This is a genomic window from Nocardia tenerifensis NBRC 101015, assembly GCF_000308715.1.
Taxonomy (GTDB): Bacteria; Actinomycetota; Actinomycetes; order Mycobacteriales; family Mycobacteriaceae; genus Nocardia; species Nocardia tenerifensis.
The window spans coordinates 1-4,449 of record NZ_BAGH01000334.1 but is presented as its reverse complement, the minus strand read 5'-3'; the positions used below and the strand labels follow the sequence as shown (position 1 = coordinate 4,449).

Annotated in this window: 4 protein-coding genes; all 4 read right to left on the bottom strand. The window is 67.7% G+C overall.

Annotation, left to right across the window (positions count from 1 at the left end; genetic code table 11):
- Positions 1-113 precede the first annotated feature (113 nt).
- Entirely contained in the window at positions 114-794 is a 681-nt protein-coding gene (locus ON39_RS26500) for a hypothetical protein (protein ID WP_040738493.1), read from the bottom strand.
- A 192-nt stretch (positions 795-986) separates the two neighbouring features.
- Positions 987-2,780 carry an AMP-dependent synthetase/ligase gene (locus tag ON39_RS26495; protein ID WP_040738491.1) on the bottom strand — a complete coding sequence of 598 codons (1,794 nt, stop codon included), beginning with the start codon at positions 2,778-2,780 and terminating at the stop codon, positions 987-989.
- Between the two features lie 118 nt (positions 2,781-2,898).
- Complete coding sequence (locus ON39_RS26490) at positions 2,899-3,813, bottom strand: alpha/beta hydrolase (protein ID WP_040738489.1); 915 nt, start codon at positions 3,811-3,813, stop codon at positions 2,899-2,901.
- A 14-nt stretch (positions 3,814-3,827) separates the two neighbouring features.
- On the bottom strand, positions 3,828-4,449 hold a 622-nt coding region (locus tag ON39_RS26485; RefSeq protein ID WP_040738487.1), incomplete at its 5' end, for an SDR family NAD(P)-dependent oxidoreductase.

Here is a 4,449-nt window from a genome sequence, read left to right as displayed (position 1 = left end):
GATCGGCCATGAATCCGAGCCTACTGCCGGCCACCTCCCCAGAATGTGACCATTCGATGACACCCGCGACCAAGATCAAAGGGAACTGGTGCAGGTGGTCTCTCGCGCGTTGCCTACACAGATTCCTCTTGATCTTGTCGATCGGCGAACTCGTCGGCGAGGGTGTTCCAGAACATGAGTTCGTAGCTTTGGAAGAGGCGGGCGTGCTGGTGGGCTTCGGTGTGGTTCAAGCGTCCGGAGTCGATTCCGCACTGGATGGCGCGCAGGGCGAGCCGTTCGATCTCGGGGACGTCGGCGGCGAAGAAGTCGAAGAACGCGCAGGCCGCGTCGTCGAATCCGTAGTGCTCGCGCATGCCGGCCGCGACATCGCGGCAGTAACCGCCGAAGGCCGCGAAGTTCGCGTAGATGCCCGCGACGACCGCGGACGATTCGCCGTTCAACGCCAGCCAGGCCACGTAGGCGGGGTACGCCTGGCAGCCCGCGCGCGGCAGCTCGATCCCAGGGTCCGGCCCTGCGGCGGCGACCAGCGCGTCCAGCATCCCCTGCGCCTGCTGTTCTCCCGGCGCGAGCATCCCGAAGAAGGTGCGAGCGTGCTTCTCGTCCGCCCTCGCCGCCATCGCGTGGAAACTTCGCCAGTCGCTCGCCGTGATCCGCCACTCCTCGGTGGCGATGGCGGCGAACACTTCTCGCGCCGCCTTACCCGCGGCGATCAGCGGGACCAGTCGATTGTCCGCGTCCCGCGGCGCCAGCTCCGCTTGGATCTCATCAAGCAATTTCCTTGCGCCATCAGTCATCGCTCCCCCGCCTCTCCGCGTCTTCAGGCCAGACTGTGTGCCGCGGTAGTGGCGTTGGCGGCTGGCGGTCGACCAGTGGCCAGGTGAGCCGGTACCCGGCGAGTTACCCATTTTCTCACGAAATCAGGCGTCTCGCCGAGTCGAAATCGTTGTCGGCGAAGGGAACTCTCGTGCGGCGCGCAGGACTGCGATTCAGCTGTAGATCTTGGCCACGTCGTCGGCGTGCTGCTTCATCACGACCGCGCGCTTGAGCGAGAGCTTCGGGGTGAGCTCGCCGGTCTCCTGGGTCCAGTCGATGGGCAGGATGCGGATCTTCTTGATCCCCTCGGCGTGCGAGACCTTCTTGTTGGTCTCGGCGACCGCGGCCTCGATATCGGCGACCAGCTCCGGGTTCTCGATGAGCTTCTCGATCGGGGTGTCCTCGGGCACGTTGTGGTTCTTCTGCCAGCTGGGCAGCGCCTCCGGGTCGAGGGTGATCAGCGCGGCGACGAACGGCTTGCCGTCGCCGACCACCATCACCTGGCTGATCAGCGGGTTGGCCCGCAGCGAATCCTCGAGCAGCGCGGGGGAGACGTTCTTGCCGCCCGCGGTGACGATGAGTTCCTTCTTGCGGCCGGTGATGGTGACGAACCCGTCGGCGTCGATGGCGCCGAGGTCGCCGGTCTTGAACCAGCCGTCCTGGAAGGCCTCCTCGGTGGCCTCCGCGTTGCCCCAGTAGCCGTTGAACACGACCGACCCGCGCAGCAGCAGCTCGCCGTCCTCGGCGATCTTGGCGGCGTGGCCCTCGATCGGCTTGCCCACCGAGCCGACCCGGATGTTCTCCGGGGTGTTCACGGTGATCGCGGCGGTGGTCTCGGTGAGCCCGTAGCCCTCGTAGATGGTGACGCCGACGCCGCGGAAGAAGTGGCCGAGGCGCGCGCCGAGCGGGCCGCCGCCGGAGACCGCGGCCTCGCACTGCCCGCCGAGGGCCGTGCGCAGCTTGCTGTAGACCAGCTTGTCGAACAGCGCGTGCTTGAGCTTGAGCACCAGCCCCGGCCCGCCCTTGTCCAGCGACTCGCTGTAGGCGATGGCCGTCTCCGCGGCCGCGTCGAAGATCTTGCCCTTGCCGCCGTCGTGCGCCTTCTGCTTCGCGCTGTTGAACACCTTCTCGAAGACGCGCGGCACCGAGAGGATGAAGTGCGGCCGGTAGGTGCCGAACTGGTCGACCAGCGTGGACCAGTCGGAGGTGTGCGCGACGGTCACCTTGGCGTCGAACGCGACCAGCGCGACCGCGCGGGCGAACACGTGCGCCAGCGGCAGGAACATCAGCGTCTTCTTGCCCGGCCGGATGAACGTGCCGAGCGCGATCCCGTCCGAGCGGGACTCCGCCCAGAGGTTGGCGTGCGAGAGCATGACGCCCTTGGGCCGCCCGGTGGTGCCGGAGGTGTAGATCAGGGTGGCCGGCGAGGCCGCGTTGACCTGCTTGCGCCGATCGTGCACGAGCTGGTCGTCCAGGTCGGCGCCGCGGGTCTTCAGCTCGTCGAGGACGCCCTTGTCGATCTGCAGGGTCTCCTTCAGCTCCGTCAGCGCCGCGGGGTCGATCTCGTCGATGATCGCGCGGTGCTTGTCGCTGTCGACGATCAGCAGCTTGGTGGCGGAATCCTGCAGGATCCACTTGGCCTGCTCCGCGGCCGAGCTGTCGTAGATGGCGACGGTGCAGCCGCCGACGGCCCAGATGGCGAAGTCGAGCACGGCCCACTCGTAGCGGGTGGGGGCCATGATGGCGACGCGGTCGCCGAGTTCGATGCCCGAGGCGATCAGTCCCTTGGCGACGCCGGTGACGGTCTTCGCGAACTCCGCGGCCGTCACGTCCCGCCAGCCACCGTTGCCGTTCGGCACGTTGAACAGCACCGCGTTCGGCGACTCCTCGGCGTGCCGGAAGACGTTGTCGGAACTGTTCGCGTCGTCCGGAATGGTGTAGGAAGCCGGGACTTCGAACTCTCGCATCAGTGCCCTTCCACGTGGGTTTACTCGCCAGTAATCTACGACACCTTCGTAAGGGCCGTGAGGTCGACCACCAGAAACGGGTCCGCGCCTGAGACCTGAGTACGGACCCGCGTCGTAGTTATCCTATGTCGCTCATATCGACCGGCTTAATCGCTTCCCGCAGGAACGCGGCCAGTTCGCTCAGCGCCGCGGCGGCCGGGGCGACCAGCGCGGCTTGCAGTTGCGCGACGTGCCACAGGCCCCTGCTCTCGGTGAAGCGCACCGGCACGCCCGCGGTACGCAGGGCGGCGACCAGATCGCGGCATTGTCCGTGCAGCAACTCGTCGACGTCGACCTGGACATAGGTCGGCGGCAGGCCGACCAATTCACCGGTGAGCGGAGCGTAACCGGGATCACTCGAATCCCCGCCGCCGAGGTAGGCGGCGGCGCAGGCGCGCGACCAGCCCCTGGTGATCACCAGGTCGCTGTCGCGTTCGGGGGGTTGATTCGGGTCGGTCCACGGCGCGATGAGCCCGAGGGCGGCCGGGGTCTGCCCGTGCCGGGCGACGAGGCGCTGCGCGGTGGCCAGCGACAGTCCGCCGCCCGCCGAGTCGCCGGAGATCGCGATCTGCTCCGGGCGGTAGCCCTCGGACCGCACCAGTTCCAGAAAGGCCGCCTCAGCGTCGTCGAGCGCGGCGGGGAAGGGGTGCTCCGGTGCGAGCCGATAGTCGAGAACGTAGACGGCGCAACCGGTTTCGTGCGCGAGCCGAGCGGCGAGGGAGCGGTGGGTGACCGGCGAGCCGACGGTGTACCCGCCGCCGTGCAGATACAGGACGACGCCCTCGGGAGCCGGGGTCGCGGTGATCCGCTCGGCGGGCCTGCCTGCCAGTTGGATGTGATCGATGAGGGTGCCCGCGGGCACCAGTTGTGCTGCCGAACCCGCCTCGAGCAAGAGGCGCTGCATCCGCCACGGCGCCCGCTGATTCAGCGTGGCACGGAAGATCGGACGCAGCACCGCTCGTGCGACGGGCAGCGGAAGGTTCAGATCCCGCATGGGTGAAACTCGAATCAGGGTAGGAAGGGGCGGTTCACGACGGCGGCGATGCGCTGGTAGCCGGAGGCGGTCACGCGCACGAACAGGTCGAGCAGCTTGGCCTCCCAGCCGATCAGCACCCGTCCGTGTCCCTTGCGCACGCCCTCGGTGATGGTCTGCGCGGCCATCTCCGGGGTGTGCATGGCCAGCTTGGCGTCGAACATGTCGGCGGCCTTCTTGCCGTCGATGCCCTCGGCGTAGGTGGCGCTCTGCGCGACCGCGGTCTTGATGCCGCCGGGGTGAACGCAGGTGACCTTGACCGGGTGCCGCGCGACGAGCATCTCCTGCCGCAGCGACTCGGTGAACCCGCGGACCGCGAATTTCGCTGCGTTGTAGGCACTTTGGCCGGGAACCGCGATCAAGCCGAACAGGCTGGACACGTTGACGACGTGGCCGTCGCCGGACTCGATCACGTAGGGCAGGAACGCCTTGGTGCCGTTCACGACGCCCCAGAAGTCGACGTCGATGATGCGCTCGATGTCCTTGAACTCGGACTTGATCACGTCGCCGTGGTAGGCGATGCCCGCGTTGTTGTAGATCTGGTGCACCTTGCCGAAGTGGGCGTGCACGGCGTCGGCGTAGAGCAGCACGGCCTCG